The organism is Micromonospora sp. CPCC 205739 (assembly GCF_036906795.1).
In the GTDB taxonomy this organism is placed as follows: Bacteria; Actinomycetota; Actinomycetes; order Mycobacteriales; family Micromonosporaceae; genus Micromonospora.
This window is the reverse complement of record NZ_JBAKHS010000005.1, coordinates 253,964-279,626: the sequence shown is the minus strand read 5'-3', so window position 1 is coordinate 279,626 and position 25,663 is coordinate 253,964. Positions and strand designations below refer to the sequence as shown.

23 protein-coding genes and 2 pseudogenes are annotated in these 25,663 nt (G+C 72.5%); 12 read left to right on the top strand and 13 right to left on the bottom strand.

What is annotated here, in order from left to right; all coding sequences use genetic code 11:
- Together V6U88_RS11610 and V6U88_RS11605 are read right to left on the bottom strand one after the other, a co-directional pair.
- Positions 1–678: pseudogene (locus V6U88_RS11610) on the bottom strand (hypothetical protein); the annotation flags it as partial.
- Between the two features lie 118 nt (positions 679–796).
- Entirely contained in the window at positions 797–3,883 is a 3,087-nt protein-coding gene (locus V6U88_RS11605) for an AfsR/SARP family transcriptional regulator (protein WP_334452351.1), read from the bottom strand.
- A 194-nt stretch (positions 3,884–4,077) separates the two neighbouring features.
- Here V6U88_RS11605 and V6U88_RS11600 point away from each other — a divergent pair, with 194 nt between their 5' ends.
- On the top strand, positions 4,078–5,091 hold the full coding sequence (locus tag V6U88_RS11600) for an NADPH:quinone reductase (protein ID WP_334452349.1): 1,014 nt from the start codon (positions 4,078–4,080) through the stop codon (positions 5,089–5,091).
- 3 nt (positions 5,092–5,094) lie between these two features.
- Here the strand turns inward: V6U88_RS11600 and V6U88_RS11595 are convergent, their stop codons facing one another.
- Positions 5,095–5,505, bottom strand: coding sequence for a DUF1801 domain-containing protein (locus V6U88_RS11595; RefSeq protein WP_334452347.1), 411 nt, complete (start codon positions 5,503–5,505; stop codon positions 5,095–5,097).
- Between the two features lie 268 nt (positions 5,506–5,773).
- On the bottom strand, positions 5,774–7,408 hold the full coding sequence (locus V6U88_RS11590; protein WP_334452375.1) for a fatty acid--CoA ligase: 1,635 nt from the start codon (positions 7,406–7,408) through the stop codon (positions 5,774–5,776).
- 101 nt (positions 7,409–7,509) lie between these two features.
- Here V6U88_RS11590 and V6U88_RS11585 point away from each other — a divergent pair, with 101 nt between their 5' ends.
- Positions 7,510–8,001, top strand: a complete 492-nt coding sequence (locus V6U88_RS11585) for an NUDIX domain-containing protein (RefSeq protein WP_334452344.1) — start codon at positions 7,510–7,512, stop codon at positions 7,999–8,001.
- Here the strand turns inward: V6U88_RS11585 and V6U88_RS11580 are convergent.
- Complete coding sequence (locus V6U88_RS11580; protein WP_334452342.1) at positions 7,921–8,874, bottom strand: EamA family transporter; 954 nt, start codon at positions 8,872–8,874, stop codon at positions 7,921–7,923. The genes V6U88_RS11585 and V6U88_RS11580 overlap by 81 nt on opposite strands.
- 85 nt (positions 8,875–8,959) lie before the next feature.
- Between V6U88_RS11580 and V6U88_RS11575 the strand changes: the two genes are divergently transcribed.
- Positions 8,960–9,850 carry a LysR family transcriptional regulator gene (locus V6U88_RS11575; RefSeq protein WP_334452340.1) on the top strand — a complete coding sequence of 297 codons (891 nt, stop codon included), beginning with the start codon at positions 8,960–8,962 and terminating at the stop codon, positions 9,848–9,850.
- 9 nt (positions 9,851–9,859) lie between these two features.
- On the opposite strand, the gene V6U88_RS11570 is transcribed toward V6U88_RS11575, so the two are convergent.
- On the bottom strand, positions 9,860–11,536 hold the full coding sequence (locus V6U88_RS11570) for an MDR family MFS transporter (protein ID WP_334452338.1): 1,677 nt from the start codon (positions 11,534–11,536) through the stop codon (positions 9,860–9,862).
- Between the two features lie 211 nt (positions 11,537–11,747).
- On the opposite strand from V6U88_RS11570, the gene rfaE2 reads away from it, so the two are divergent.
- On the top strand, positions 11,748–13,610 hold the full coding sequence (gene rfaE2, locus V6U88_RS11565; protein WP_334452336.1) for a D-glycero-beta-D-manno-heptose 1-phosphate adenylyltransferase: 1,863 nt from the start codon (positions 11,748–11,750) through the stop codon (positions 13,608–13,610).
- Positions 13,607–14,485 (top strand): glycosyltransferase family 2 protein, encoded by an 879-nt coding sequence (locus tag V6U88_RS11560; RefSeq protein WP_334452334.1) that lies wholly within the window; start codon positions 13,607–13,609, stop codon positions 14,483–14,485. Before rfaE2 ends, V6U88_RS11560 begins: the two co-directional genes overlap by 4 nt.
- 10 nt (positions 14,486–14,495) lie before the next feature.
- Here the strand turns inward: V6U88_RS11560 and V6U88_RS11555 are convergent, their stop codons facing one another.
- Genes V6U88_RS11555 through V6U88_RS11545 form a run of 3 tightly spaced genes read right to left on the bottom strand, consistent with a single transcriptional unit; the run spans position 14,496 to position 16,679 of the window.
- Positions 14,496–15,620: a glycosyltransferase family 9 protein gene (locus V6U88_RS11555; protein ID WP_334452332.1), complete on the bottom strand. Its 1,125-nt coding sequence runs from the start codon at positions 15,618–15,620 to the stop codon at positions 14,496–14,498.
- 7 nt (positions 15,621–15,627) lie between these two features.
- Positions 15,628–16,176, bottom strand: coding sequence for an Hsp20/alpha crystallin family protein (locus tag V6U88_RS11550; protein ID WP_334452330.1), 549 nt, complete (start codon positions 16,174–16,176; stop codon positions 15,628–15,630).
- Complete coding sequence (locus tag V6U88_RS11545; protein WP_334452328.1) at positions 16,173–16,679, bottom strand: DUF2231 domain-containing protein; 507 nt, start codon at positions 16,677–16,679, stop codon at positions 16,173–16,175. The genes V6U88_RS11550 and V6U88_RS11545 overlap by 4 nt, the downstream gene beginning before the upstream one ends.
- A 157-nt stretch (positions 16,680–16,836) precedes the next feature.
- Here V6U88_RS11545 and V6U88_RS11540 point away from each other — a divergent pair, with 157 nt between their 5' ends.
- Positions 16,837–17,457 (top strand): pyridoxamine 5'-phosphate oxidase family protein, encoded by a 621-nt coding sequence (locus V6U88_RS11540; protein ID WP_334452326.1) that lies wholly within the window; start codon positions 16,837–16,839, stop codon positions 17,455–17,457.
- A gap of 64 nt (positions 17,458–17,521) precedes the next feature.
- On the opposite strand, the gene V6U88_RS11535 is transcribed toward V6U88_RS11540, so the two are convergent.
- Positions 17,522–18,025 (bottom strand): hypothetical protein, encoded by a 504-nt coding sequence (locus V6U88_RS11535; RefSeq protein ID WP_334452324.1) that lies wholly within the window; start codon positions 18,023–18,025, stop codon positions 17,522–17,524.
- A 31-nt stretch (positions 18,026–18,056) separates the two neighbouring features.
- Positions 18,057–18,587: pseudogene (locus tag V6U88_RS30260) on the bottom strand (suppressor of fused domain protein); the annotation flags it as partial.
- A gap of 86 nt (positions 18,588–18,673) precedes the next feature.
- Here V6U88_RS30260 and V6U88_RS11530 point away from each other — a divergent pair.
- The 3 genes from V6U88_RS11530 (at position 18,674) to V6U88_RS11520 (ending at position 20,680) form a co-directional block, all read left to right on the top strand.
- Positions 18,674–19,222, top strand: a complete 549-nt coding sequence (locus V6U88_RS11530; protein WP_334452322.1) for a GNAT family N-acetyltransferase — start codon at positions 18,674–18,676, stop codon at positions 19,220–19,222.
- A gap of 295 nt (positions 19,223–19,517) precedes the next feature.
- Complete coding sequence (locus V6U88_RS11525) at positions 19,518–20,075, top strand: D-alanyl-D-alanine carboxypeptidase family protein (protein ID WP_334452321.1); 558 nt, start codon at positions 19,518–19,520, stop codon at positions 20,073–20,075.
- A gap of 2 nt (positions 20,076–20,077) precedes the next feature.
- Positions 20,078–20,680, top strand: coding sequence for a hypothetical protein (locus V6U88_RS11520; protein WP_334452320.1), 603 nt, complete (start codon positions 20,078–20,080; stop codon positions 20,678–20,680).
- Between the two features lie 40 nt (positions 20,681–20,720).
- Here the strand turns inward: V6U88_RS11520 and V6U88_RS11515 are convergent, their stop codons facing one another.
- Complete coding sequence (locus V6U88_RS11515; protein ID WP_334452319.1) at positions 20,721–21,047, bottom strand: hypothetical protein; 327 nt, start codon at positions 21,045–21,047, stop codon at positions 20,721–20,723.
- 298 nt (positions 21,048–21,345) lie between these two features.
- Positions 21,346–21,843: a DUF2199 domain-containing protein gene (locus tag V6U88_RS11510; protein WP_334452318.1), complete on the bottom strand. Its 498-nt coding sequence runs from the start codon at positions 21,841–21,843 to the stop codon at positions 21,346–21,348.
- Between the two features lie 231 nt (positions 21,844–22,074).
- Here V6U88_RS11510 and V6U88_RS11505 point away from each other — a divergent pair, with 231 nt between their 5' ends.
- The 3 genes from V6U88_RS11505 to V6U88_RS11495 all read left to right on the top strand — a co-directional run bounded on the left by V6U88_RS11505 (position 22,075) and on the right by V6U88_RS11495 (position 25,173).
- On the top strand, positions 22,075–23,055 hold the full coding sequence (locus V6U88_RS11505; protein ID WP_334452317.1) for a zinc-binding dehydrogenase: 981 nt from the start codon (positions 22,075–22,077) through the stop codon (positions 23,053–23,055).
- Positions 23,056–23,421: 366 nt separating this feature from the next.
- Positions 23,422–23,973 (top strand): hypothetical protein, encoded by a 552-nt coding sequence (locus tag V6U88_RS11500; protein ID WP_334452316.1) that lies wholly within the window; start codon positions 23,422–23,424, stop codon positions 23,971–23,973.
- A 636-nt stretch (positions 23,974–24,609) separates the two neighbouring features.
- The gene (locus V6U88_RS11495) at positions 24,610–25,173 is read left to right on the top strand and encodes a dihydrofolate reductase family protein (RefSeq protein WP_334452314.1); all 564 of its coding nucleotides are present in this window, start codon (positions 24,610–24,612) and stop codon (positions 25,171–25,173) included.
- Positions 25,174–25,663 lie beyond the last annotated feature (490 nt).

Here is a 25,663-nt window from a genome sequence, read left to right as displayed (position 1 = left end):
ACCCGAGCCGTTGCCCTTGTACAGGTGCAGATCCTTCGTCGTGGCGTTGCGGGCCAGCACGTCCGCGTCCCCGTCACCGTCGAAGTCGTTGTTCACCACCGCTCCGTCGCGGATGCGGTTGTAGTGCAGCCCGACGAAGCCGTTGCTCGCGTACCAGGAGCGGTCCTGGACGATGTGCCGCCCCTCCTTGCCGGTGCCGTACTCGTCGTAGATCCACATCTGGGTCCGGTCGGCGTTGGCCCACTTGTCGAAGAGCGCGACGTGCCCGTAGCTCTCGCCGAGGATCGCGTCGCCGGGTCGCAGGGAGCCGAGGCTGATCCTCGTGGTGTCGCCGAAGTCCGCCAGGTCACCGGTGTTCCGGTCCCATCCGTCGCCCTTCTTCGGCAGGTGCCAGGCCATCGAGACGAAGCCCGAGCAGTCCGGCCGGTAGGAGTGCCCGTCCCCGTCGGATTTCTGGTTGGACTGGCTCTGGCTGTAGACGACGCCGTAGGTGTTCATCCACCACTTCGCCCGGGCCAGCACCTCCGTCCGCGTGATCGAGCCGCCCACCACGGACGCCTGCGCCGGCGCCGCCGTGGTGGTCAGGCCGACGGCGACCGTGCCCGTGGTGGTCGCCACGAGCACCAGGCCGGCGGCCATCATTCGCAGCAGCCGGTCGCGCATCCTCAACTTCCGCATCGTCGAACTCCTCCTCCGTGCGGCGGTTGTCGCCGCTGATGCAAGGAGGTTCGGCGGGCGGTCTGGAGGATCACGCCAGGGCCGCTGCAACGCGGCCTACAGCGGATTACAGGACGGACTACAGAATTGGCGGGCGCGCCTCGGCCAGCTCCGCCGCCAGTTCGCCGCGCTCCCGGGCGCCGTGGTCCTCGAAGACCCGCAGCGCCTCCCGGGCCAGCCGGCCCGCATCGTCGTGCCCCCGGATCGCGGCCAGCCGGGCCAGGTCCCGCAGCACCCGGGCGCGGGGCAGCGCGAGTTCCAACTCGTCCCAGAGCCGCAGCGAGGCCCGCAGGTGCCGCTCGGCGTCGGCCAGCTCCCGCCGGGACAGGTGCAACTGACCGAGGACCCGCAGGGTGGCGGCCTCCCCCCAGCGGTCACCGGCGCGGCGGCTGGTCGCGAGCGACCGTTGCAGCAGGCCGGCAGCCTCGGTGCTGCGGCCCAGCCGGACCAGGGCCTTGCCGACCGCGCGGTCCCCGTACGCCTCCAGCAGGCTCTCGTCCAGCTCCCGGAAGGTGTCCCGGGCGCGCACGGCGAGCGCCAGCGCCTCCCGCAGCTCGTCGCGGGCCCGGTGGTGCAGCGACAGCATCCGCCAGGTCAGCGCCACGCCCCGCCGGTCGGCGAGTCCCTCGTAGACGCGCAGCGCCATTTCCAGGTCGGTCCGGGCGGCGGCGAGGTCGCCCTGTTCCAGCCGGACCGCCCCGGCCAGCCGCCGCACGTCCGCCAGCACCGCGTCGTCGCCGAGGTCCCGGGCGATCGGCTCGGCGCAGCCGAGGAAGTACAGCGCCTCGGCGAACCGGCACTGCTCCCGGCACGTCGCCCCGAGCGCGGTCAGGGTGAGCGCCTCCTCGTGCCGGTGCCCGCCCTCCCGGAACGCCTCCAGCGCCTGGGTCAGGTACTGCGCCGACTCGGCGTACCGGTCCTGGGCGCAGCGGAGCTGACCGAAACCGGAGAGCAGGACGGCCTCGCCGTGCCGATTGCCGTTGCGCCGGGCCGCGGCCAGCGCCACGTCGTGGGTACGGGTCCAGCTCTCGAACCGGCTCGCGGTCGCGTACGGGAAGGTGGACAGCAGCGAGGCCAGGTCGCAGGCCTGCTGGTCCAGTCCCCGCTCGGCGGCGACCTCCACCGCCCGGACCAACGAGTCGTGTTCCGTGGCGAACCAGCTGCGCGGCTGGTCGAGCACCCGCTCCCCGAGGTCGCCCAGGGCCCGGCCGGCCCCGGCGGGCGGTGGGCCGGTCGACGCGCCCCGGCGTACCGCGTCGATCAGCCAGAGCCAGGTGGTGGTCACCCGGCTCACCAGCTCCCGCAGCTCCGGCTCCGGGTGCTCGGCCTCGGCGCGCTCGCGGGCGTACAACCGGACCAGGTCGTGCAGCCGGTAGCGGAGGTGACCGGTGCCGTCGACCTGGACGAACTCCGCGAGCTGGGCGTCCATCAACCGCTCGATGGCCTGCTCGGCCTCCTCCTCGCCCAGGTCGAGGGCGATCGCCGCCACCCAGGCCGGGAAGTCGGGCAGGCCCAGCAGGCCCAGCACCCGCAGCACGGCCGCGTCCCCGGCCTCCAGGCCGCGGTAGCTCAGCCCGATGCTGGCGCGTACCTCCTGGTCGCCGATGGCCAGCTCGTCCAGCCGCCGCCGCTCGTCGGCGAGGCGGTCGGCCAGCAGCTTGAGCGGCCACCGCTGGCGGCTGGCCAGCCGCGCCCCGGCCACCCGGATGGCGAGCGGCAGCGCCCCGCACTGCCGGACGATGCGGCCGGTCGAGACGTCCTCGGCGGCGGCCCGGTCCGCGCCGACCAGCCGGGCGAGCAGCTCGACGGACTCCTGCTCGGGCAGCACCCCCAGCTCGGTGAGGACCGTGCCGGCCAGCCCGCCGAGCGGGCTGCGCGAGGTGACCACCACGACGCAGCCGACCGTGCCGGGCAGCAGCGGCCGGATCTGCTGCTCGGTGGCGGCGTCGTCGAGCAGGATCAGGGTGCGCTGCCCAGCCAGTCGGGTGCGGTAGAGCTCCACCCGCTCCTCGGTGCCGTCGGGGAGTCGGTCGACCGCCGTGCCGAGGGCCAGGAGAAACCGCCCGAGCACCTCCCGCGGCTCGACCGGGGTGCCGCTCATCCCGCGCAGTTCCGCGTAGAGCTGGCCGTCGGGGAAGCTGGCGGTGACGTCGTGCGCCACCTGCGCGGCGAGCGTCGACTTGCCCACCCCGCCCGGCCCGACGACCACCTGGATCGGGGCGGGCCGGCCGGCGGTGGCGGCGGTGAGCGCCTGCGCCAGCCGGGTCCGCTCGGCGCGTCGGCCGGTGAAGTCGGCCGGCACCGGCGGGAGCTGCGCCGGCACCGCCCGGGCCGGACGGGTCGCCGGGGCCGGTGACACCGGAGCCGCCGTGAGGGCCGGCGCGCCCCGGTCGGCCGGGACGGTGAGCGGGGGCGGCGGCCGATCCCGGTCGAGTTCGTCACGGAGGATCGCCTCGTGGATCGCCTGGATCTCCGGACCCGGTTCGATGCCCAGCTCCTCGACCATCGCCTCGCGGCCGTCCCGGTAGACGGCGAGCGCCTCCGGGCGCCGTCCCAGCCCGCTCAGCGCCCGCATCAGCTGCCCCCGCATCCGCTCCCGGAACGGGTGGCGGCGGACCAGGTCGGTCAGCTCGGCGGCCACCCGCTCGGTCCGGCCCAGCAGCAGCTCGATCCCGGTGCGCTCCTCCACCGCGGTCAGGCGCAGCTCCTCCAGGCGGGCGGCCTCGCCCGCGAGCAGCTCACTCTCCACACCGCCGAGGGCCGCGCCCCGCCAATGTCCCGCGGCGCGGTGGAGCAGCTCGACAGCCTCCTCGTGGCGGCCGGCAACACCGGCCCGGCGCCCCTGGGCGAGCAGCTCCTCGAAGAGGTCACGGTCGAGAGTGGCCGCACCGATGCGGATCAGGTAGCCGGGCGACCGGGTGACGATCGCCGTGCCGACGCCGCCGCCCAACGACCGGCGCAGGGTGGAGACGTACGTCTGGAGGACAGCGCGGGCGGTGCCCGGCGGCCCGTCGCCCCAGATGACGTCGACCAGGCGCTCCGCCGGCACCACGTGCCCGTGCTCGACCAGGAGCGCGGCCAGCAGCGTGCGCGGCTTGACGCCTCCGAGCTGGACCGGATGGTCGCCGATGGTGGCCTCGACGGGCCCGAGCAGGCGGAACTCCATGACCGCACCGTCCCCCGTGGCAGTTGGCACACCTGATCGACGATCTTATTTGCCTCATCGATCGTGGTGGATCGGCCGTTCGGTTGACCCGAGGTGCTCGGACCACCACCGGAAGTGATCACGGCCGGCGACGCCACCCCGACCCCGTCGGGATCGGCGAAGATGGGGAACGCGACTGTCGGAGGGAGACGGGGATGAAGGCGATCGTGTACGAGCAGACCGGCGACCCCTCGGTGCTGAAGCTGGTGGACCGGCCGGTGCCGGAGCCGGGGCCGGGCGAGGTGCTGGTCCGGCTGGCGGTCGCCGGAGTGAACCCGACCGACTGGAAGGGGCGCCGCTCCTGGCCGCTGCCGGCCGGCTGGCAGACCCCCGGGCAGGACGGCGCCGGGGTGGTCGAGGCGGTCGGCGAGGGCGTCGACCAGATCCTGATCGGCGAGCGGGTCTGGGTCTGGGAGGCCGCCTGGCAGCGCCCCTGGGGCACCGCCGCCGAGTACACCGTGGTCCCGGTCCGCCATGCGGTACGCCTCGGCTCCGCCTCCTTCGACCTGGGTGCCTGCCTGGGCATCCCGTTCCTCACCGCGCACCGGTGCCTGACCGCCGGCGAGTACATGCCGACCAAGCTGCACGCCGGTGCGCTCAGCGATCACGTGGTGCTGGTACAGGGCGGGGCGGGCGCGGTCGGCAACGCGGCGATCCAGCTGGCCCGCTGGGCCGACGCCTGCGTCATCGCCACGGTGAGCAGCCCGGAGAAGGCGCAGCTCGCGGCGGCGGCCGGCGCGTCCTTCGTGATCAACTATCGGGATCAGGACGTCGTCGAGGAGGTCCGCAAGTATGCCCCCGACGGGGTGCACACCATCGTCGAGGTGTCCGCCGCCCGCAACGCCGCCACCGACGTCCAGCTGCTCCGCCCCGGCGGCGCGGTCTGCGTCTACGCCGACGACGGTGGGGACGAGGTCACCCTGCCGATCCGGCCGCTGATGGTGCCGAACGCCCGCTGGCAGTTCGTGCTGGTCTACACCGAGCCCAAGGCGGCCAAGGCGCGGGCGCTCGCCGACGTGGCGGCGGCGGTCGCGCAGGGAGCGGTACGCGTCGGCGAGGAGGCCGGGCTGCCGCTGCACCACTACGCGCTGGCCGACACGGCCGCCGCGCACGAGGCGGTGGAGCGCTCGGTGGTCGGCAAGGTGCTGATCACCACCAGCGAGCAGTGACGGTCACTCGGCGCGGGCCTGGGCGACCGAGGCCCGCACCAGCTCGGTCAGCACGTCGAGATCGACGTCGGCGAGCCGCTTGATGTAGAGGCAGCCCTTGCCGGCGGTGTGCCGGCCCAGCCGGGCCACCAACTGCTCCTTCTCCGGGAATTCCTCGCCGAGGTAGAGGGTGGTGGCCGCCTTGCGCGGCGAGAACCCGACCAGGAACCAGTCCAGCTCGCGCCCGCTGGCGTAGCGCAGGTGCCGCTGCCCGAAGCCGACGATGGCGTCGCCCCACATGGTCGGCGGCTCGCCGGTGACCTGCCGCATCAGGTCGCGGACGACGACGGCGTCGCGGCGGCGGGTCTCGTCCGGCACGGCGGCGAGGAAATCGTCCACGCTGGCGCTGGTCGGGGCGGTCTTGAGGGTTGCCATGACGTCTCCGAGATCGACGGCGGGACCGGTCCCGGGGCGGCCGGATCGCTGCCGATGGTATGAGCCGCCACCGACAGAAGGGCCGTTGAGCTGGGCGGATTTCCTCGTCATCGGGACAGAGGCGAACATGTTTCGCAAGAATGACTGTGCGGGTCGCCCCGCAGAGAGCGGGCGGCCCCGGCGCGGTGCGAACGCCGGGGCCGCCCCTGGGGAGGGATGCTTCAGGAGTACGTCCCTGCCCCATACGGCGACGGTGCGCCGGAAAACGTTACGGCCCGGTGAGCTCCCGGACCTCGAGCCCGCCGTCGGCGTACCGGGAGCGGACCACCTTCTTGTCGAACTTGCCCACGCTGGTCTTCGGCACCGCGTCGATGAAGGCCCACCGCTCCGGCAGCTGCCAGTGCGCCACCGACTTCGCCAGGAACGCCCGCAGCTCCTCCGCGGTGACCGTGGCGCCCTCGCGGATCACCACCGTGGCCAGCGGACGCTCGTCCCAGCGCGGATCGGGCACCCCCACCACGCAGGCCTCCTGCACGTCCGGGTGGGCCATCAGCGCGTTCTCCAGCTCCACCGAGGAGATCCACTCCCCGCCCGACTTGATCACGTCCTTGGCCCGGTCGGTGAGGGTGATGTAGCCGTCCGGCGAGAGGGTGCCCACGTCACCGGTACGCAGCCAGCCGTCGCGGAACTTCTCCTCGTCCGGGGCCTCGTCGCCGACGTACCGGGCGGTCACCCACGGCCCACGGACCTCCAGCTCGCCGACGGACGTCCCGTCGGCGGGCAGCGGCTCGCCCAGCGGGCCGACGATCCGCGCCTCGACGCCGGCCGGCACCCGGCCCTGCGTATAGCGGTAGCGCCAGGCGTCGTCGCCGGTGGCGCCGGCCGGCGGCCGGGAGACCGAGCCGAGCGGCGACATCTCGGTCATCCCCCAGGCGTGGATGACCTCGATGCCGTGCCGCTCGGCGAACGCGTGCATCAGCGCGGGCGGGCAGGCCGAACCGCCGACGATCACCTCCGTCAGCGAGGAGGTGTCCACGTCGTGGCTGTCCAGGTAGGTCAGCAGGTCGTTCCAGATGGTCGGCACCGCGCCGGCCAGGGTGGGCCGCTCGGCGGCGATCATCTCGGCGATCGGCGCGGCCTGGAGGAACCGGTCCGGCATGATCAGCGACGCGCCGGAGAGGAAGGCCGCGTACGGCAGGCCCCACGACATCGCGTGGAACATCGGCACGATGGCCAACTCCCGGTCGACCGGCCCCAACCCGAAGCCCTCCGGCATGCAGACCTGCATCGAGTGCAGGTAGATCGAGCGGTGCGAGTAGGCCACGCCCTTGGGGTTGCCGGTGGTCCCGGAGGTGTAGCAGAGGGCGGCGGCGTCCCGCTCGTCCACCTCCGGCCACTGGTAGCTGTCAGGACGGCCGGCCAGCAGCTCGTCCCAGTGGTGCAGGGTGATCCGGTCGCCGGCCGCCGCGACCAGCGGGGCCGGGTCGCCGCCGCCGACCACCACCACGTGCCGCACCGTGGTCATCTCGCCGATCACCCGGGCCAGCAGCGGGATCAGCGTCGAGTCGACCAGCACGACCCGGTCCTCGGCGTGGTTGGCGATGTAGGCGACCTGGTCCGGGAAGAGCCGGATGTTCAGGGTGTGCAGCACGGCGCCCATGCTCGGCACCGCGAAGTACGCCACCAGGTGCTCGTTGTTGTTCCACATGAAGGTGGCGACCCGTTCGTCGCCGGTGACCCCGCACTCGTCGCGCAGCGCGTGGGCCAGCCGGGCGGCGGCGCGGCCGACCTCGGCGTACGACATCCGGCGGGGCTCGGCACCGGTCCACGTGACGACCTCGGCCGTGCCGTGCACGGTAGCGCCGTGTTCGAGGATCCGGGAGACCTGGAGAGGGGCGTCCATCATCGTGCTACGCATGGGTAAGAAGCTAGTGTCGCCGGTCACAGCTTGGGAACCCCCGGAACTCCCGAGCAGCCCCGCGGAAGCTGCGTAGATTGTCGAGAGTGAGCATCTCGTGGGCCGACTCGTACGTGGGGCAGTTGCGCGCCCTGGCCGGTGACCGGACGCTGATGTTCGTCGGGGCCCGCGCCGTGGTCCGGGACAACGCGGGCCGGGTGCTGCTGATCCAGCGCTCCGACAACGGCCACTGGGCGCTGCCGGCGGGCGCGATGGAGCTGGGCGAGTCCATCGCCGACTGCGCGGTACGCGAGGTCCGCGAGGAGACCGGGCTGCGTGCGCTGCGGGTCAGCGCGTTCGCCCTCTACACCGGGCCGGACCGTACCCACACCAACATGTACGGGCACACGTACCAGATCTTCACCACCGCGTTCCGGGTCGAGGACTGGGACGGCGACCTGGCCCGGATCACCGACGAGACCAACGACGCCGGCTTCTTCGCGCGCGACGCGTTCCCCTCACCGCTGTCGGCCTCGGTGCCGGAGACCCTCGCCGACCTCGACGTCTTCGAGCAGACCAACCGGCTCATCCTGAAGTAGTCCCGGCCCCGACCGGCTCGGGCCGGCCCGCCGCGACCGTCGGCGGCGCGCACCGGTGCGTTCCGCGCCGACGCCGGCGGCCACCACGAAGGCGATCCCGACCACCGCCGGAACGCCCGGCACCTGGTGCAGCGCGACCAGGCCGATGACCAGCGCGATCGCCGGCTCCAGGCTCATCAGCGTGCCGAACGCGGCGGTGGTGAGCCGGCGCAGGGCGAGCAGTTCCAGCACGAACGGCACCACCGGCAGGAGCAGGGCCAGCCCCAGCCCGGCCAGCAGCACCTGCCAGGTGAGGTCGCCGAGGACGCCCGGCCCGACCACCACGGTGGCGACCACGGCGGCCACCGGCATCGACACGGCCAGGCCCCGGATACCGGAGACCTCGTCGCCCACCCGCTGGGTGAGCAGGATGTACGCCGCCCAGCAGGCACCCGCGGCCAGGGCGAGAGCAACGCCCACCGGGTCCACGCCGCCCCGCCACGGCTCGGTGAGCAGCAGCACGCCCACGGCAGCCAGCGCCGGCCAGAGCTTCGTCCCGCCCCGACCCCGGGCGACCGCCACGCCGAGCGGGCCGAGGAACTCCAGCGCGCTCGCCGTACCCAGTGGCAGGCGGGCCACCGCGGCCATGAACAGGATGGTGACCCCGGCGGTCACCACGCCGAGCGCGACGCAGGCCAGCAGGGCGCGCCGGGTGAAGCCGGAGGGGCGGGGGCGGACCACCGCGAGCAGCAGCACGCCGGCCCAGGCCAGCCGCAGCCAGGCGGCCCCGTCGGGCCCCACCTCGTCGAAGAGGGAGACCGAGGCGGCCAGGCCGAGCTGGACGAGAAGCATCGACGCGACGGCCATCGAGGCGCCGGTACGGGTGGTAGCCATGCCCCCAAGTAGAGCCGCTGCCCACCGTTCACGTCCACGTGTCAATGCTGGACGAACCGTTCGGCAATCGTGAACAATCGACGGCGTGGACCTCCGCCGCCTGCACCTGCTGCGCGAGCTGGCCCGGCTCGGGTCGATGCGCGAGGTCGCCGACGAGCTGGGCGTCACCACGTCCACCGTTTCGCAGCAGCTCGCCACGCTCGCCCGCGAGGTCGGCGCGACCCTGATCGAGCCGCAGGGCCGCCGGGTCCGGCTCACCCCCGCCGGCCGGCGGCTGGCCGAGCACGCGGTGACCATCCTCGCCGCCGTCGACGCGGCCCGGCTCGACCTCGACCCGAGCGCCGAGCCGGCCGGCACCGTCCGCGTCGCCGGCTTCGCCACCGCCGTCCGCCGGTCGCTGCTGCCGATCACCGCCCACCTCGCCACCCGCCACCCGCAGGTCCGGCTGCGCATCCACGAACACGAACCGGCCGAAGCCTTCGCGCTGCTGGCGGCCGACGACGTCGACCTCGCCCTGACCTACGACTACAACCTCGCGCCGGCGCCCGTCGACCGGACCCTGGAGGCGACGCCACTCTGGTCGGCGCCGTGGAGCCTCGGCGTACCGGCCGACGCCGTCGGAGACGTCCCGGACAACGCCGCAGCCGTCTTCGACCGCTTCCGGGACCGCAGCTGGATCGTCAACTCCCGCTACACCGCCGACGAGGTGGTCGTCCGGACCATCGCCTCGATGGCGGACTTCGAACCCCGCATCGAGCACCGCGCGGACAGCCTGGAACTCGTCCAGGACCTGATCGTCGCCGGGCTCGGGGTCGGGCTGCTCCCCGCCGACCAGCCGACCGTTCCCGGCGTACGCCTGCTCCCGCTCACCGGCCCGGAGGCCCGGCTGCGCTCGTACGCGGTCACCCGCCGGGGCCGGGCCGCCTGGCCCCCGCTGGCCCTGATCCTCGACCTCCTCGCGGCCGTACCTGCATAGCCGCCGGCGTCAGAGCATGGTCTGCGACTTCGCCTCCATCTCGGCGGCGGCCTCCTCCTTCGACTCCCTCGTCAGTGGCTTGCCACCGGGGGCGGCAGCCTTCCCGCCGAGCGGGTCGGCGCCGCCGGTCGCGCCCTGCGGGCCGGCCCCGCGCAGCTCGTCGTTCGGCAGGGCGAGGGTGACCAGCACCGCCAGGATGGCGATCAGTCCGGCGGTCAGGAAGACCATGTCCAGCGATTCGACGAAGGCGGCCTGGATGGCGGCCCGCACCGGCCCCGGCAGGGCCAGGATGGTGGCCGGGTCGTTGATCGAGATGTCGGCCCCACCAGCGGCCGCAACGGCGGCACGCTGCTCCGGCGGAAGCTGGGCGATCGCGCCCGGCAGCCGGTCGGCGAGCTGCCCGGTGAGCCGGGAGGAGAGCACCGCGCCGAGGATCGCCACCCCGAACGAGCCCCCCAGCGACCGGAAGAACGTCGCCGCGGAGGTGCCGGCGCCCAGGTCCCGGACGTCGACCGCGTTCTGCACCGCGAGGATCAGCGACTGCATGCACAGGCCCAGCCCGACGCCGATCACCACCATGAAGCCGAACGCCACCCAGAGCGAGGTGTCCACCTCCAGCCGGGTGAAGAGCAGCGTGCCGACCAGCAGCACCACCGAGCCGGTCACCGGGAACCACTTGTACCGGCCCATCCGGCTCATCGCCCGGCCGGTGAGGACCGAGGTGACGATGATCCCGGCCATCATCGGCAGCATCAGCAGACCGCTGCGGGTCGGCGAGGCGCCCTTGACGATCTGCAGGTAGAGCGGAATGAAGATGATCGACCCGAACATCACCAGACCGAGCACGAAGCCGGCCGAGTTGGCCAGCGCGAAGGTGGCACTGCGGAACAGCCGCAGCGGCAGGATCGGCTCGGCGACCCGGGCCTCCTGGACCACGAACGCCACCGCCAGCCCCGCCCCGGCGACAAAGAGCCCGACGATCACCCCGGAGCCCCAGGCGTACTCGTTGCCGCCCCAGCTCAGCGCCAGCAGCAGCGCGCTCACCCCGGCCACCAGCAGCCCCGCGCCGAGCCAGTCGATCGCGTGCTCCCGCCGTTCGAACGGGATCAGCCGCATCACGTGGTAGCAGACCACGATCGCCAGGATCGCCAGCGGCACGTTGATGTAGAAGATCCACCGCCAGTTCGTCTCGGCGAAGTAACCGCCGACCAGCGGCCCGGCCACCGACGACAGCCCGAAGACCGCGCCGAAGAGCCCCTGGTAGCGGCCCCGCTCCCGGGGTGAGACCACGTCCGAGATGATGGTGAACGCCAGCGTAAGCAGCCCGCCCGCGCCGACGCCCTGGATGCCCCGGGTGACGATCAGCTGGGTCATGTCCTGCGACAGGCCGGCCAGCAGCGAGCCGAGCAGGAACGTGCCGATCGAGAAGAGGAAGACCGGTCGGCGCCCGTACAGGTCGGCCATCTTGCCGTACAGCGGGGTGGAGGCGGTGGAGGCGAGCAGGTACGCGGTCACCACCCACGAGTAGTGGTTGATGCCGCCCAGCTCGCCGACGATGGTGGGCAGCGCCGTACCGACGATGGTCTGGTCGAGCGCGGCCAGCAGCATCCCGGTCATCAGGCCGAACATCAGCAGGCGGATCTGGCGGGCGTTGAGCACCGGGCTGCCCTGGGCTTCCGTGGTCATCCCGCCTTCTATCCCGGACCGCGCGGAACATGCGTTGCGGTCGGGAAAACCCCTCACCACCCCCACCCCGCCCCGCCCCGCCCCGCCCCGCTGATCATGAAGTTGGCAGCGGTGTGGATCTCCTGCACTGCCGCCAACTTCATGATCACCGCTTCCGGGCGAGGGGAGAGGGGGAGGTTTGGTCCGGGGGTGTCGGGGGAGTCGGGAAGGCATGGCAGGAGCAGCAGCGGAACAGCGCCGGCTCGCGACCGTCGTGGAGAGCTGGCTCGGGCGCCCCGTCCTGGTCATCGGGGACGCCATGCTCGACGAGTGGCGGTTCGCCGAGTCCGACCGGCTCTGCCGCGAGGCGCCCGCCCCGGTCCTCACCCTGCGCCGACGCATCTCCGCCGCCGGCGGCGCCGCCAACACGGCGGTCAACATCGCCACCCTCGGTGGCCGGGCGCTGCTGGTCGCCCCGGTCGGCGCCGACGTGGCCGGCGACGAACTGCACGACTGCCTGGACCGGGCCGGGGTCTGGGACCGTACGGTCAGCCAGCCCCACCGGCCCACACCGGTCAAGCGGCGGATGCTCGCCGGCAACCAGATCCTGCTCCGGGAGGACTCCGGTGACCCGGAGGACCCGCTCGACGCCGACGGGGTGGGGCGGCTGCTCACCGCGCTGGACTGCGCCACCGAGGAGTTGAAGGCGGCCGCCGGCGGTGCGACGCCCACCCTGGTGGTCTGCGACTACGGCCTGGGCGGGCTGCCCGCGCCGGTCCGCGCCTGGCTGGTGGCCAACCGGGAGCGCTACACCACCGTCGCCCTGGACGCGCACGACCTGGCCGACTGGCGGGGTCTCGCCCCGACCGTGGTGACCCCGAGCTTCGCCGAGGCGGCCCGGCTGCTGGCCCGCGCCGCCGCCGGCTTCGGCGCCGCACCCCGCCCCGCCGGCCGGCCCGCCGCCGGCCCGGACCTGCACCTGGACCACCCGCCGGTCGACCCGGCCGACGGCCCGTCCGAGCTGAGCGTCGGCGCGGCCCCGGGCGGCGCCCGGTTCGCCGGCACCGGCGGGCCGTCGGGCACCGTCGGCACCGGCCCGACCGGGGAGCCCACGCCCGGCGAGGACCGGGTGGCGATGACCGGCGACGGGATGAGCGTCACCGGCACCGGGGTCACCGTGAACACCGCCGCCGGGGAGGGCGTCGACCGGGCCGAGCTGGCCGAGTCGCGGCTGGCCGAGCTGCGCGCGCACACCGGCGCCGACGTGGTGGCGGTCACCCTGGACACCGAGGGGGCGGTGGTCGGCGGCGCCGACGGTGAGCCCCGGCGCAGCCACAGCACTCCCGTACCGGCCAGCCACGCCGTCGGCGCCGGCGACGCGTACCTGGCGGCGATGACGCTGGCCCTGGCGGCCGACGCGCCGCTGCCGACCGCCGCCCAGCTGGCCCAGCTCGCCGCGACCATCACCGTGTCGGACACCGGCACCTGCGTGTGCCGCCGCGAGGACCTGCTCGCCGCGCTCGGCACCAGTGGAGACGGTACGGCCCACCCGACGCTGGTCGGCACGGCCGAGCTGGACGCGATCGTCGCCGACCACCGGCGCGCCGGGCGCTCCATTGTCTTCACCAACGGCTGCTTCGACGTGCTGCACCCGGGGCACGTGCGCTACCTGGAGCAGGCCCGCGCCCTGGGCGACCTGCTGGTGGTGGCGGTCAACTCCGACGGCAGCGTCCGCCGGCTCAAGGGCCCCGACCGGCCGGTCAACCCGGTCGAGGACCGGATCACCCTGCTCGCCGCGCTGTCCTGCGTGGACCACGTGGTGGTCTTCGAGGAGGACTCGCCCGCCAAGCTGATCGAGACCGTCCGGCCCGACGTGTACGTCAAGGGCGGCGACTACCCGCCGGAGATGGTGCCGGAGGCGCCGCTGGTCCGCCGGCTCGGTGGCCAGGTCCGCACCCTCGGGTACGTGCCGGACCGTTCCACCTCGGCGATCATCGACCGGATCCGCGCCCAGGGGACCCCGTCGGCGCAGCCGGCGGAGCCGGCCCGGTCGGCGCAGTCCGAGGCCCCGCAGCGCATGGGCAGGCCGGCGTGAACCGACCGCTCGACCTCGGCAGCGCCGAGGAGTTCCGCCGGCCCCGGCAGCTCGACGTGCTGATCCCGACCCGTAACCGCCCCGCCGAGCTGGCGGTCACCCTCTCCGGGCTCGCCGCCCAGCAGGGCGTACCGGGGTTCGGGGTTGTGGTCAGCGACCAGTCCGACGGCGAGCCCGCGTACGCGCACCCGGCGGCGGCCACCATGGTCCGGACGCTGCGCCACCGGGCGCACCCGGTGCTGCTGACCCGCCGGCTGCCCCGGCGCGGGCTGGCCGAACACCGCGCGTACCTGCTCGGACGGTCGGCGGCGCGGTACGTGCTCTGCCTCGACGACGATGTCTGGCTGGAGCCGGGCACCCTGCACCGGCTGGTGACCGCGATCGGCGAGCTGGGCTGCGGCTTCGTCGGCAACGCGGTGCACGGCCTGTCGTACGCCGACGACGTGCGCCCGGAGACCCACGGCCACTACGAGGAATGGGACGGGCCCGTGGTGCCGGAGCGGATCCGCCCGGACACCCCGCAGTGGCAGCGGGCGTCGATCCACCCGGCGGCGAACCTGCTGCACGTGACGCGCAAGCTGGGGCTGCCGCCGGGCGCCTGGCGGGCGTACAAGATCTCCTGGGTCGGCGGTTGCGTGCTCTACGACCGGGCGGCGCTGGTCGACTCCGGGGGCTTCGATTTCTGGCGGCGGCTGCCCGAGAAGCACCAGGGCGAGGACGTCGCCGCGCAACTCGCCGTGATGGCGCGCCACGGCGGCGCCGGCGTGCTGCCCAGCGGGGCGTACCACCTGGAGTCGCCGACCACGGTCACCGAACGCGAGGTGGAGGCCTGGGAGGTCGTCCTCGCCGAGTCCGACACCCCGCAGCCGGCCTGAGCGCGGGCGGTCAGCGCGGCGCGCCCGGCTCCGGGTGGAGCAGTTCGGCGGCGGCCTCCAGCACCTCCACCACCGGCACGTCGGTGACGAACGAGTCCCGGTGCGGGCAGTCGCCGTCGCCGGGCCGGTGCGGGTAGATCCCCGGGGTGCAGTCCACCCCGCAGACCGGGCAGTGCGTGGTCCAGGAGGCGATCGGCCGGTGCCGGGCGCGCAGCGGCGTCGCCCCGTTGATCAGGTTGCCCAGCCAGTAGATGCCCACCGTCGAGGTGCCGACCGCGCCGGCCAGGTGCAGCGGGCCGGTGTCGTTGGAGACCACCAGCGCACACTCGGCGTACGCGGCGGCCAGGCCGCCGAGGCTGAGCGTGCCGACCTGCGGGCGTACCGGCACACCGGCCGCCACCACCACCTCGTCGACCAGCTCCCGCTCGGCGGGGGTGCCGGTGACCAGCACCTCGTACCCGTCGTGGTGCAGCGACCGGGCGACCTCACCGAAGCGGGCGGCGGGCCAGCGCCGGCGGCTGTCCGTGGCCCCGGGGTGCAGCGCCACCCGCGGCCGCTCCGGCTCCCCGAGCACCGCCCGCGCCTCGGCCCGGTCGGCGTCGGTGACCGCCAGCGTCGGGATGACGGTGGTGGCCGGGGCGCCGACCAGGGCGACCACCTCCAGGTAGCGGATCACCTCGTGCTGGTAGTAGACGTACCGCATCCACCGGTCCAGCGGCGGCGCGTCCTCGGCCCGCAGCCCGGCGGTGACCCGGGCCCCGAGCCGGTTGATCAGCGGGTTGGAGTTCCCACCGCCGCCGTGGATCTGCAACGCCAGGTCGATGCCCTCCTTGGCGGTCCGCTCCAGGAAGTCGTCCATGGACGCGGGCGGCTCGTCGGGGCCGGGGTCGCGGATGCCGGGAGCCGGCGGGATCACCAGGACCCGGTCCACCGGGCCGGGCCGGTCGCGCCAGAGCTTCGCGTGCCACGGCGCGCCGAGCAGCACGATCTCCGCCTCCGGGTACGCGGCCCGCAGCGACTCCAGCGCGGGCAGCGCGAAGATGAAGTCGCCGAGTGCGTTGGCACGCAGCACGGCGATGCGCCGCACGTCGGGCACGCGCTCGCCGACCGGGCCGAGCAGGGACGCGGTGGCCACCTGGGTGCTACGGCCGGTCGATCTCGTCGGCGGTGGTGTCCGGGTGGTGCATCTCCCGGTCCGCCGCCGGATCGGCCAGCCTGCTCGTACCCCCGGCGGCCGGACCGCCGTGCAGGCCGGCGCGGCCGACGGTGATGGTGCGCGGCGCGGGCCGCTTGGCCCGGGGCAGGCGGACCCGCAGCAGGCCGTGGTCCATCACCGCGTCGATGGCGTCCGGGTCCACTCGGGACGGCAGGTCGATCCGGTACTCGAAGCCGCGGGTCTCGAAGCCGCCCGGGATGCCGTGGTCGGCGTTGACCTCCGCCTCGGAACGGGCGCGCACGCACAGCTCCCGGTCATCGAGCTCGACGGCGACCTCCTCCGGCGCCACCCCGGGCAGCCGGACGACCACCTCCCAGCCGTCGGCGGTCTCGCTCAGGTCGACGTCCGACGAGCCGCCCCGGCCGCCGACCAGGCGGCTCAGCTCCGACCGCAGCGACTGGAGCTCCCCCATCGGGTCCCAGCCCTGCTGCCGGCCTCGCCATCCGCGACCGAATCCACCGGGCCGTTCCGTCATCGCACGTCTCCGATCCGCTGGGTGGCCGCCGGGGGCCGCAGTGAGCTGGGGGCGTCGAGGCCGGCCTCGCGGTCCACCCCGACGGCGAGCCGGTCCACCAGTTCGCCACCGAGCCAGGCGCTGACACCGAGAATGGCCACGCCGACCACCTCGATGGCGATCAGCGCGCCGCCGGCCGCCCGGGACTCGGCGTTGAGCCGGACCACCCAGACGGCGGCGAAGAGCAGGATGACCGCCACGTTCGCGGCGGCGTGGGTGAGCGCCACCCGCTTGGCGCGGGTGCCGGCCGGGATGGCGAGCAGGTCGAACGCCCCGGCCGCCGCGGCCAGCAGGCCGCCGACCAGACCGACGGTGATGTTCCAGTACGCCGCCTCGCCGAGGAAGTCGGGACCGCCGACGGTGTCGACGATGTCGAAGAGGGTGCCGACGACCAGGAGCGCCACCGGGAACATCACCAGCATCGGGTGCACGGGGTGACCGAGCACCTTCAGACGGCTCTCCATGGCGGGCCTCCACTGCTCGGATCGGGGGCGCTGTGTGAGGCGGTACCCGCCGCCGCCATGGGCAAACCTCGCGCTCGCCACGCCCGCCTAGGCTGACGGACGGCGGTCGGTGTCTTCGCCGGACCGCCACCGAGGTCAACGCACGGGGGAGGCGGACGTGACGGTGGAGATCACCTCGCACGAGGAGCTGCGCGACCTGCTGGGGGCACCGATGCCCCGGGCGGTCGCCAAGGAACGGGTCGTGCTGCACGAGCGGGACCGGCAGTGGCTGGCGGCCTCGCCGTTCTGCCTGATCGCGACGGCGGGAGCGGACGGCAGCTGCGACGTCTCACCCAAGGGCGACCCGGCCGGCTTCGCCATGGTGCTGGACGAGACGACCCTGGCGATCCCGGAGCGGCCGGGCAACCGGCGCGCCGACGGCTACCGCAACATCCTGGACAACCCGCACGTCGGGCTGCTCTTCCTGATCCCCGGGCGCACCGACACCCTGCGGATCAACGGCCGCGCGCGGCTGCTGCGGGACGCACCGTACTTCGACGACATGGTGGTCAAGGGGCACCGGCCGATCCTCGCGATCGAGGTCCAGGTCGAGCAGATCTTCTACCACTGTTCGAAGGCGTTCCTCCGCTCCGAGCTGTGGCAGCCGGAGACCTGGCAGCCGGACGTGCTGCCGACCCGGGCCCGGCTGATCAAGGAGGTCGAGAACACCACGGAGAGCCTCGCCGACCTGGAGCGCCGCTACGGCCCTGAGTACCTCAAGTCGTTGTACCGGGGGTAGGGGCGCCCACCGGCTCCCGCACGGTGTCTCGTGCGGCCCCTTTCGAGCTGATGTCGTGAACGGATCAGCCGATCTCGGCGACGACGGCACCCTCCTGGTCGCGGATCTGCGACCTGACGATCTCGACGAGGAGTTCCGGTGCGCTCGCCAGCCGGTAGGTCCCGGCCATCGGCCGCAGGACCTGGATCAGTTCCGTCAGTACGGCCGGCGGAACCTCGATCTCCAGGAGCCCGTTGCCGGCTTCGCTGACGCTGAACCGCTCGCCCGGCCGGAACCCGACGCCACCGTCCTGCGCCTCGACGAGCAGGCCGCGACCGAATGGCAGGCGCCCCTGCAGTACCCGGCCGATCCGCGCCGCCGCGTTCGCGCCGACCCGCACCGTGGTCGTCGACGTCCGGCGGGCCCAGCCGCTCTTCTCCGTACGCCAGCCGGCCTCCTCGACGAAGAGGGAGCCGGTGGAAGAGCCGTCCCGTCGTACGCCCTCCTCCACCGCGGCGGCGATGCCCGGCTGGTCGGTCAGGTTGCCGCGCCGGAGGTCGGTGACGAGCAGGGGCAGGCTCGGCGACATCGCCGCGAGCAGGCGGCCGGGCGTCCCAGCGTTCGATCGCCGCGTACTCGTCGAGGGTGAGCCCGACGACCTGCAGGAACCGGAGCCGGCCGTGCGGAGTGTCGATGACCCCGAGTTCGGGGTCGTCGGTGAAGGCGATCGCCCGAATGCCGGTGTCGGGCTCGGCCAGGGAGATCGGACCGTTGAGGTCGAGGTGGTGACCGGGCGCGAACGAGTTGCCGGAGTTGAAGACGTACCGGGCGAGGTTCTGCAGGAGGTTCGCCGCCCACATCGGCGGGTCGCTCTCGGCGGCCGTCCTGGCGACGCGGAAGGTGAACTCGAAGCCCCAGCCCGACTCGTCGGCGTGGTCGGACTCCTTGGAGTACAGCTCCGACATCCCGTAGCTGATGAAGTGCCAGTGGTCGGCGCGCGGGTAGACGCTCAGGCCGTCCAACGGATCGGGCCCGCCCAGCGTCCACTTGATCAGAGTGCCGTAGTGCTTCGGCTCGACGCCCGGGTACAGCCGGTCCAGTGCGGCGTCGATGGCGGCCCAGCCGGGAGCGACGTCATCGGTGTCGATCATGGGCGGAGACTGTACCGGCGCGACGGCCGCTCGGGCGTCCGTGCCCGGGCCCGCGCCGTCGGTCGGCAGAGCTGATACTGGGCGGCATGTCTGAGCTGGCACTGCCGATCCGTACCGAACGACTGCTCCTGCGCCGGTACCGGGCCGACGACGTGGATGCCCTGCTCGCGTACTACAGCGACCCGCTCGTCGCCCGCTACATCCCGTGGGAGCCGTGGACGCGCGAGTTCGCGACGACGGTGGTCACCAGGCGGCTGAGCAGCTTGGGCATCACCGGCCCGGAGTCCCGTCTGGCGCTCGTGGCGGAGCACGAGGGCGAGGTCGTCGGGGACGTGATCCTGTGGCCGGCTGATGAGACGCTGTCCCGCGGCGAGATGGGCTGGGCCTTCCACCCGTCGGTGTCGGGTCGCGGGTTCGCCACCGAGGCGGTGCGCGCGTTCATCGACGTGGCGTTCGCGCACTGCGGCATGCACCGCGTCTTCGCTCACGTCGATGCCCGCAACGAGGCGTCGGCGCGGCTGTGCGAACGGGTGGGCATGGTCAGGGAGGCGCACCTGCGCCGGGACCACTGGACCAAGGGCGAATGGACGGACACCCTGATCTACGGACTGCTCGCCGAGCAGTGGCCCGCCTGATCGGGACTCAGGTCAGCAAGCCGCAGGCTGATCAGATTGTGAGCTGCGCTGTGCGATGAGTAGCGGTACCCAGGCGTGCAGGTAGGACTTACGGAAGCCTGCCCTCATGGATTCCATCGATGGTGAGGAGCCTTCCGGGCGCTCGACAGCGACATCAGAGCGCCATCGGCGTCGACGGCGACCGGCCAGGACGACCGGGATCAGGTTGACCGTCGTCCATCTCGCCCGGCGGGCGCACATCATGACCGCGGCTCGGTCCGCTCGGCGCCGGGACCGTGCGTACAAGGTCGTCACGTTGCTGCTCGCGGTGCTGCTGCTGCCCCTGGCGCTCGTCGTCGCCCGCGGCCGAGCGCGGCACGTGGCCTGCCAGTGGGCGCTGGCGATGCGTTTCCCCGCCGAGGATCTGGCCGGCCTGACGCCCGGGACTCGTGCGGCCTTCGAGGCGGCCCGCACGCAGGCCCTGTGGCGCGATCGTGAGCTGATCGGACTCACCTCGGGACACCGGTCCGCCGAGGAGCAGGCCCGCCTCTTCGCCGAGGCGATCCGACGCACCGGCTCACCGGAGTCGGCGCGACGGCGGGTACTGCCACCGCAGGAGTCGCGGCATGTCGCGGGAACCGCGCTCGACGTACGGCCCGTCGAGGGGGCGCGCTGGTTGGAGCAGCACGGCGCCCGCCACCATCTGCACCGGGTGTACGACAACGAGTGGTGGCACTTCGAGTACCGACCCGATCGCCGACCCGAGCGGCTGCCGCACCCGGGTGCGTCGACGCCAACCGCTGGCGAAGGTGCCGCCCGGCCGCTGCGGCGCCACTGCAATCGGCCGGCCGCGCGTACGGCCTCGGGGTTCTGATCGTGGTCGAGCGTCCGGCCCGACCATTGGCGAATCCGAACCGCCTGGCGGTGGGGCAGGCGGTCGTGGTCGGGGTGGCGGCCGCCCTCTTCCTACGCGGGACCGACAGCGGCCCGTGGGTGCTGCTCGCCCTCTTCGTCGGCCTGGACGTCGTGCTGCTCGTCGGCGCGATGGCGCTGCTGACGGTGACCTACCTGCTCGGCACGCTCACCCGCCACGGGTCGCGGCTCACTGAGCGTCCCGGCAGCCGGTGCGGCTGGGTCCTGCTCGTCTGGGTCGGGGGTGCCGCCCTCGTGGGCTACGGCCGGGCGGCCCTCGGCCAGGTGGGCTTCGAGCCCGATCGGCATCCCGAAGGCGGCCAATTGGCTGCTGGGCCTGGCCGCGGCGCTGGTGGTGGGCCTGATCGGTCGGTCAGGCCCGGTTCGAGTCGGCTCGGCGGTGCTGATCGCGTTCTTCGTCGTGGTCACCGTCGTAGCGCGAAGCTTCGGATGATTCCGTCGGCATGCGCCGTACCTCGGAAAACTCCCCGGCGGTCGGCAGGCCGCCACCGTGGCGAAGATCGAATCGCCGCCGTCACCGGAAGCCGGCTGCGTGGCTCCCGGTGACCGCGGCGATGCCTACGGCTCAGCGCTCGATGCGGTGCCGTCAGAAGATGACGCTGACTCCGGCCACCTTGCAGGCGGTGGTGATGTCCGCGCCGGCCTTCTCGAAGGCGGGGTTGTCGGCCGCTTCCGCCGGGTTCGCCGACGCTGCCGCCTTGGATGCCTCCACGCCGAAGTCCTTCAGGGCGGTGGCCACCTTGCTGTCGCCCCCGGCGGCGGCCACCGTGGTCACCTTCTTGTCCAGATCGGTCAGGATCTGCTTGAACACGGCCGGCGACGGTTCCTGGCCGGACGACACGGCGGCGACGAGTTCCGCCTTCATCTCGTCCCCAGCCTTCTTCGCCGACTCGCACAGCTTCTTGTCGCTCATGGCCGCCGCAGCGGGCGAGGACGGCGCCGAGGAGGCGGAGGCGGCTGCCGAGGAGGGCGCCACGGAGGCAGGCGGCGTGGACCCGGCCGTGGTGTCCTCCCCTGCACACGCGGTGAGAGTCATCAGGGCGGCACAGGCGAACACAGCGGAGCCAACACGAATACGCTTCACGGGCGCGCACGTTAGCCGATGGCCAGATGGTGATCAACACCCGGCCACCGGTCCGGAACCTGCACCGAGGTCGATGGTTGGCCGTACCGTGGGTCGCGCTCGCCAGCTTCCTGCCGGCGGCGGCAGCTCATGGCAGCTTGGGCAGCACATCCTCATGCGGCCAGATTTCAGCGAGTACCTTGGCCAGACCGGGATCAGAACTGTGTGCGCAATAGGGCGTCTGCTCCGGGTCACGCACCTCCAACTCGACCGGGGCAGCCTGCAGGCCCCAGACCGGGAGGGCGTTCGCGAGCCAACCCTGGAGCCGTAGGTTCTGATACTCCGGACCCCACCACACTGCGGACGCGCGCTGGAGGTCAGCGGGATCGAGGGCGACCCAGACCCCGAACGTAGCGCTGAAGCCACCGGTCAGCTTCACGGGAAGCAGCGCCCGCACGAAGGCGCCCACCCCGGGAACCTGCATCATCACCGAAGCGTCCGGGGTCGCATGACTCAGCCAGGCACCTCGTGCCCGATGCTGCCTGCGTGTGTCGAGGACAGGATCAGGCAGCCGGAACCGCGCCTGCCGGTCACGGATATCGGTCGGCTGCCCGCAGCAGAAACACAGCTCGGCGGCCTGCCGCATCCCATCTGCGGGTTCGGCCTCAACCGGGTCAGCGCGCTTACGGCACCGGTCAAGGAATCTGCCCACAACGTCTCTCCCACCTCTTGTGGGCGCGCAGCGTACCAACCGGAGGGATCGAGATCTCCTCGTCGGGCAGTCGCCAGGTCTCCCTGCCTCAGTGCACCTTGACCTCAACCAAGCTTCAGCTTGAACACTGGCCATGACGCTGTCTCATGTGAAGGGGTGCTGCACATGCGCGCAATCCAGGTGGCTGTGTTCGGCGGTCCGGAGGTGCTGTCCCCCGCGGAACTGCCCGACCCGGTGCCCGGATCCGGCCAGGTCGTCGTCGGCATGGCTGCGGCGGACGTCATCCTCCTCGACACCCTGCTGCGCAGCGGCTGGGGTCAGGACTTCTTCCCGCGGACGTTGCCGTACGTGCCGGGTGGCGGAGGAGCGGGCACCGTGGTCGAGACCGGCGAGGGGGTGGACTCGGCATGGATCGGTCGGCGTGTGGTCGTACGGTCCAGCACCGGTTACGCCGAACGGGTCGTTGCGGACGTCGAGGAGATCATGCCGGTGCCCGACGGACTGGGCATCGAGGCAGCGGCCGCGCTGGTGCACGACGGCGTGACCGCGCTCAGACTGGACCGGCTGGGCACGCCGGAGAAGGGCGAATGGGTGCTGGTCGCAGCGGCTGCCGGTGGAGCCGGATCGCTGCTGGTGCAGCTGGCCGTCGACGCCGGCGCCCGGGTGGTCGCCGCCGCGTCCAGCGACGCCAAACTGGCACTGGCCCGCGAGCTGGGCGCGAAGGTTACCGTCGATTACACGCGGTCGGACTGGATCCGGCGGGTGCGGGAGGTGACCGGTGGCGGCGCCGCGCTGGTCTACGACGGGGCGGGTGGCCCGCTCGGCACGGCCGCCTTGGACGCGGTGGCCGACGGCGGCCGGTTCGTCACCTACGGCACCGCCGACGGCTTCGCCGCACCGGACCCTGAGTCGGCCTCGCGCCGCCGCGTACGGGTGCTCGCTCCGCTGTTGGACGGCCCACCGAACCAGGAGACCGTGCGCGAACTGCTGGGCCTTGCACTGGAACGGGCCGCGGAGGGACGGCTGCGGCCGGCGATCGGCGCCACCTACCCGCTGGAGCAGGCCAGTGATGCCCACCGGGCACTTGCCGCGCGCACGACGGTGGGCAAGTCACTGCTGTTGCTCGGCGCCCGAACGGCCGGCTGACTTGGCATCGGTGGCGCATGGCACCGATCGCCACTGCTTCAGTCGGGCTCTCTACTCCGGCTACGGGCGCGAAGCGGTCTGGCGTCTGCTCGGCATTTGCGCACCGGCATGACCGGGTGTCGTGGTGATCGCGCGGTCAGGGGGCACAGTGGCCTCGCGCGGTCGGCTACCGTCACGCCTGTGAACCGAGAACGTGCCCACAGACGTCGCCCTCGCCGATCAGGGCAGCACCTGACTGCGCGGATCTGAACGTCCGCGCTGGCAGGGCCGGAGTGGTCCCTCAGCGGGAACCGCTGGCCACGTCGCTCTGGTATCGCGTGAATCGAACAGGGAGGCGCGCACATGCGGCGATGGTGGGTGCTGACGGTGGCGCTGCTGGTCGTCGCGGCGTGTGGTGTCTTCGTCGTGAAGTGGATGTCCGCGCCAAGCCCGCGGAAGCTTCCCCCGGAGCCGCTGCGCGACCAGCTCGCCGCGCGGGTCGTGGAGGTGGTTGAACACGACCCGACCTTTCGGACCGAAGTCACTGAGGAACCAGGGCCGCACCCGGTCTGCGTGGCGTCGGTGTTCGGGGTGGAGCCGGATTGGGCTGACACCGTGGAAGACGTGCGCACCATCTACACGTGGGTCGACTGCCTGTGGTTGGGGCCGGCCGATGTCGCCCAGGGGCCGGCTGGTCTCGACCTCAGCCAGCTCTCCGGGCTGGGGATGCCAATCGCCTTGCACCTGGGTCCGCCCGTCACATACCAGGCCCCCAAGGACGGCGCAGAAAACGGGGACAGCATCCGGCGCATCTTTCCCAAATCGCTGGAAGACGCCGCCTTCTCCCCTCCCCACCGCTCGATGCGTGACGAGCTTCGGCAACGAGTTCTGCAGGTAGTGGCCTCGCCGACGCCCTCGCCGTCTCCTTCGCATTCCTGACGCGGCGTGATCGACCTGAGGAAACGGCGAAGCCCAGGTCGTTGGCCTGGGCTTCTGTACCGAGCCGCCTGACGGAATCGAACCGTCGACCTACGCATTACGAGATCAAACTTCCCGTCCCGCCGACCTGGGTCTATGGGGGTCTAGCAGCGGAAAAGCCTCTCGGCATCTCACAGCGTCGGTGGGCGCGGTACGACCTCTTGAGGACTGGATGAGGACTGCCGCCTGTCGCGCGACCGACCGCCTGATCCGTAGATCCCCAAGACCACTCCACAGCCGTTCGGCAACGTCCGCGTCGCCCTAGTCGCCACGCTTGCGGCAACTGGATCGGTCCGGCCTCGTCCGGCGCCGTTCGCCCCGGTGGCTCCCACGCGTGGCTCCCAGACTGTCGGCTTGGGAAATCGAGCGAAGCCATCATGAAGGCATCTCCGCCGCGTGTAAGTGCCTCGACCAATGCCCGCGAGTGACCGTGGTTTACCCGCCCTAATGGCACGAACCAAGGTGTACGGGACGAGCGGCTTGGAAGTCTTGAGCGAGGGTCAGGAGCCGTTCCGTATGAACAGATTGCGCACCGATCAGTTTCCTCCGCTCGACTGGTCTAGTCTTCCGAGACCGACTGACGGAAGGCATGGCGCTATGCGGAAACTGATCTACGGCATGAACCTGAGCCTGGACGGCTACATTTCCGCGCCCGGCGACGACCTCGGCTGGAGCGGGCCGAGCGATGAGCTGTTCCAGTGGTGGCTCGATCAGGAGCGGGTGATCAGCCTGTTTCTGTATGGGCGCCGACTGTGGGAGACCATGAGCGCCTACTGGCCGACCGGCGACCAGCAGCCGGGCGCCACCCCGGCGCAGATCGAGTTCGCGCGGAATTGGCGGGACACGCCGAAGGTGGTGTTCTCCTCAACGATCGACAAGGTCGACTGGAACACTCGCCTGGTCACCGGCGACGCGATCGCCGAGATCACCCGGCTCAAGGCCGAGGACGGCGGGCCGATGAGGGTCGGTGGCGCAACACTCGCCGGGGCGGTCATGCGGGCCGGGCTGATCGACGAGTACGAGATCGTCACCCATCCGGTCCTCGTGGGCGGCGGCACACCGTTCTTCACCGCGCTGGAAAGCTGGGTGAACCTGAACCTGGTGGAGACGCGGACGTTCCCCGGCGGCGTGATCCTGACCAGGTACGAGACGAGGCGCTGAGCGCGATTCCTTCACGAGGGCCTTGTCTGAGGGAGCGGCAGCATGCCCCGGAGCAAGGTCGAGCTGTTCGCTGCGATGAGGTGTGACTCGCCATTCCTCCCCCTCACCCGATAGATGCCGAGACCAGCTGAGACGGCGGCGAGGCCAGGGATCAGCGGCAAGATGTTTTCGGCTCCGGGAGTCCTCGCGCGAGTGGAACGGACCGGCGGACGCCTTGACGTGTATGCGGGGCTGTTCGGTGACGACCTGGACGCCGTCGCCAACCGCCTGGACGAAGCGGTCGCCGCACGGGACAAGGACTATCTAAGGACTCGGCCCGCCAGCGGCGGCGTAATCGATCTCGGGAAACGGCGAAGCCCAGGCCGATGACCTGGGCTTCTGTACCGAGCCGCCTGACGGAATCGAACCGTCGCCCTACGCATTACGAGTCGGTACCACAGCGCTGGTCGGCCGCCTGGTCCTTCTGCTCAAGTTGATGTCCGCGTCCGCG

Coding starts and splice junctions, on each gene's coding strand:
- V6U88_RS11605 (WP_334452351.1), bottom strand. CDS start 3,883: ATGGAGTTCCGCCTGCTCGGGCCCGTCGAGGCCACCATCGGCGACCAT.
- V6U88_RS11600 (WP_334452349.1), top strand. CDS start 4,078: ATGAAGGCGATCGTGTACGAGCAGACCGGCGACCCCTCGGTGCTGAAG.
- V6U88_RS11595 (WP_334452347.1), bottom strand. CDS start 5,505: ATGGCAACCCTCAAGACCGCCCCGACCAGCGCCAGCGTGGACGATTTC.
- V6U88_RS11590 (WP_334452375.1), bottom strand. CDS start 7,408: ATGGACGCCCCTCTCCAGGTCTCCCGGATCCTCGAACACGGCGCTACC.
- V6U88_RS11580 (WP_334452342.1), bottom strand. CDS start 8,874: ATGGCTACCACCCGTACCGGCGCCTCGATGGCCGTCGCGTCGATGCTT.
- V6U88_RS11570 (WP_334452338.1), bottom strand. CDS start 11,536: ATGACCACGGAAGCCCAGGGCAGCCCGGTGCTCAACGCCCGCCAGATC.
- rfaE2 (WP_334452336.1), top strand. CDS start 11,748: ATGGCAGGAGCAGCAGCGGAACAGCGCCGGCTCGCGACCGTCGTGGAG.
- V6U88_RS11550 (WP_334452330.1), bottom strand. CDS start 16,176: ATGACGGAACGGCCCGGTGGATTCGGTCGCGGATGGCGAGGCCGGCAG.
- V6U88_RS11545 (WP_334452328.1), bottom strand. CDS start 16,679: ATGGAGAGCCGTCTGAAGGTGCTCGGTCACCCCGTGCACCCGATGCTG.
- V6U88_RS11535 (WP_334452324.1), bottom strand. CDS start 18,025: ATGTCGCCGAGCCTGCCCCTGCTCGTCACCGACCTCCGGCGCGGCAAC.
- V6U88_RS11530 (WP_334452322.1), top strand. CDS start 18,674: ATGTCTGAGCTGGCACTGCCGATCCGTACCGAACGACTGCTCCTGCGC.
- V6U88_RS11515 (WP_334452319.1), bottom strand. CDS start 21,047: ATGAGCGACAAGAAGCTGTGCGAGTCGGCGAAGAAGGCTGGGGACGAG.
- V6U88_RS11510 (WP_334452318.1), bottom strand. CDS start 21,843: ATGCGGCAGGCCGCCGAGCTGTGTTTCTGCTGCGGGCAGCCGACCGAT.
- V6U88_RS11505 (WP_334452317.1), top strand. CDS start 22,075: ATGCGCGCAATCCAGGTGGCTGTGTTCGGCGGTCCGGAGGTGCTGTCC.
- V6U88_RS11495 (WP_334452314.1), top strand. CDS start 24,610: ATGCGGAAACTGATCTACGGCATGAACCTGAGCCTGGACGGCTACATT.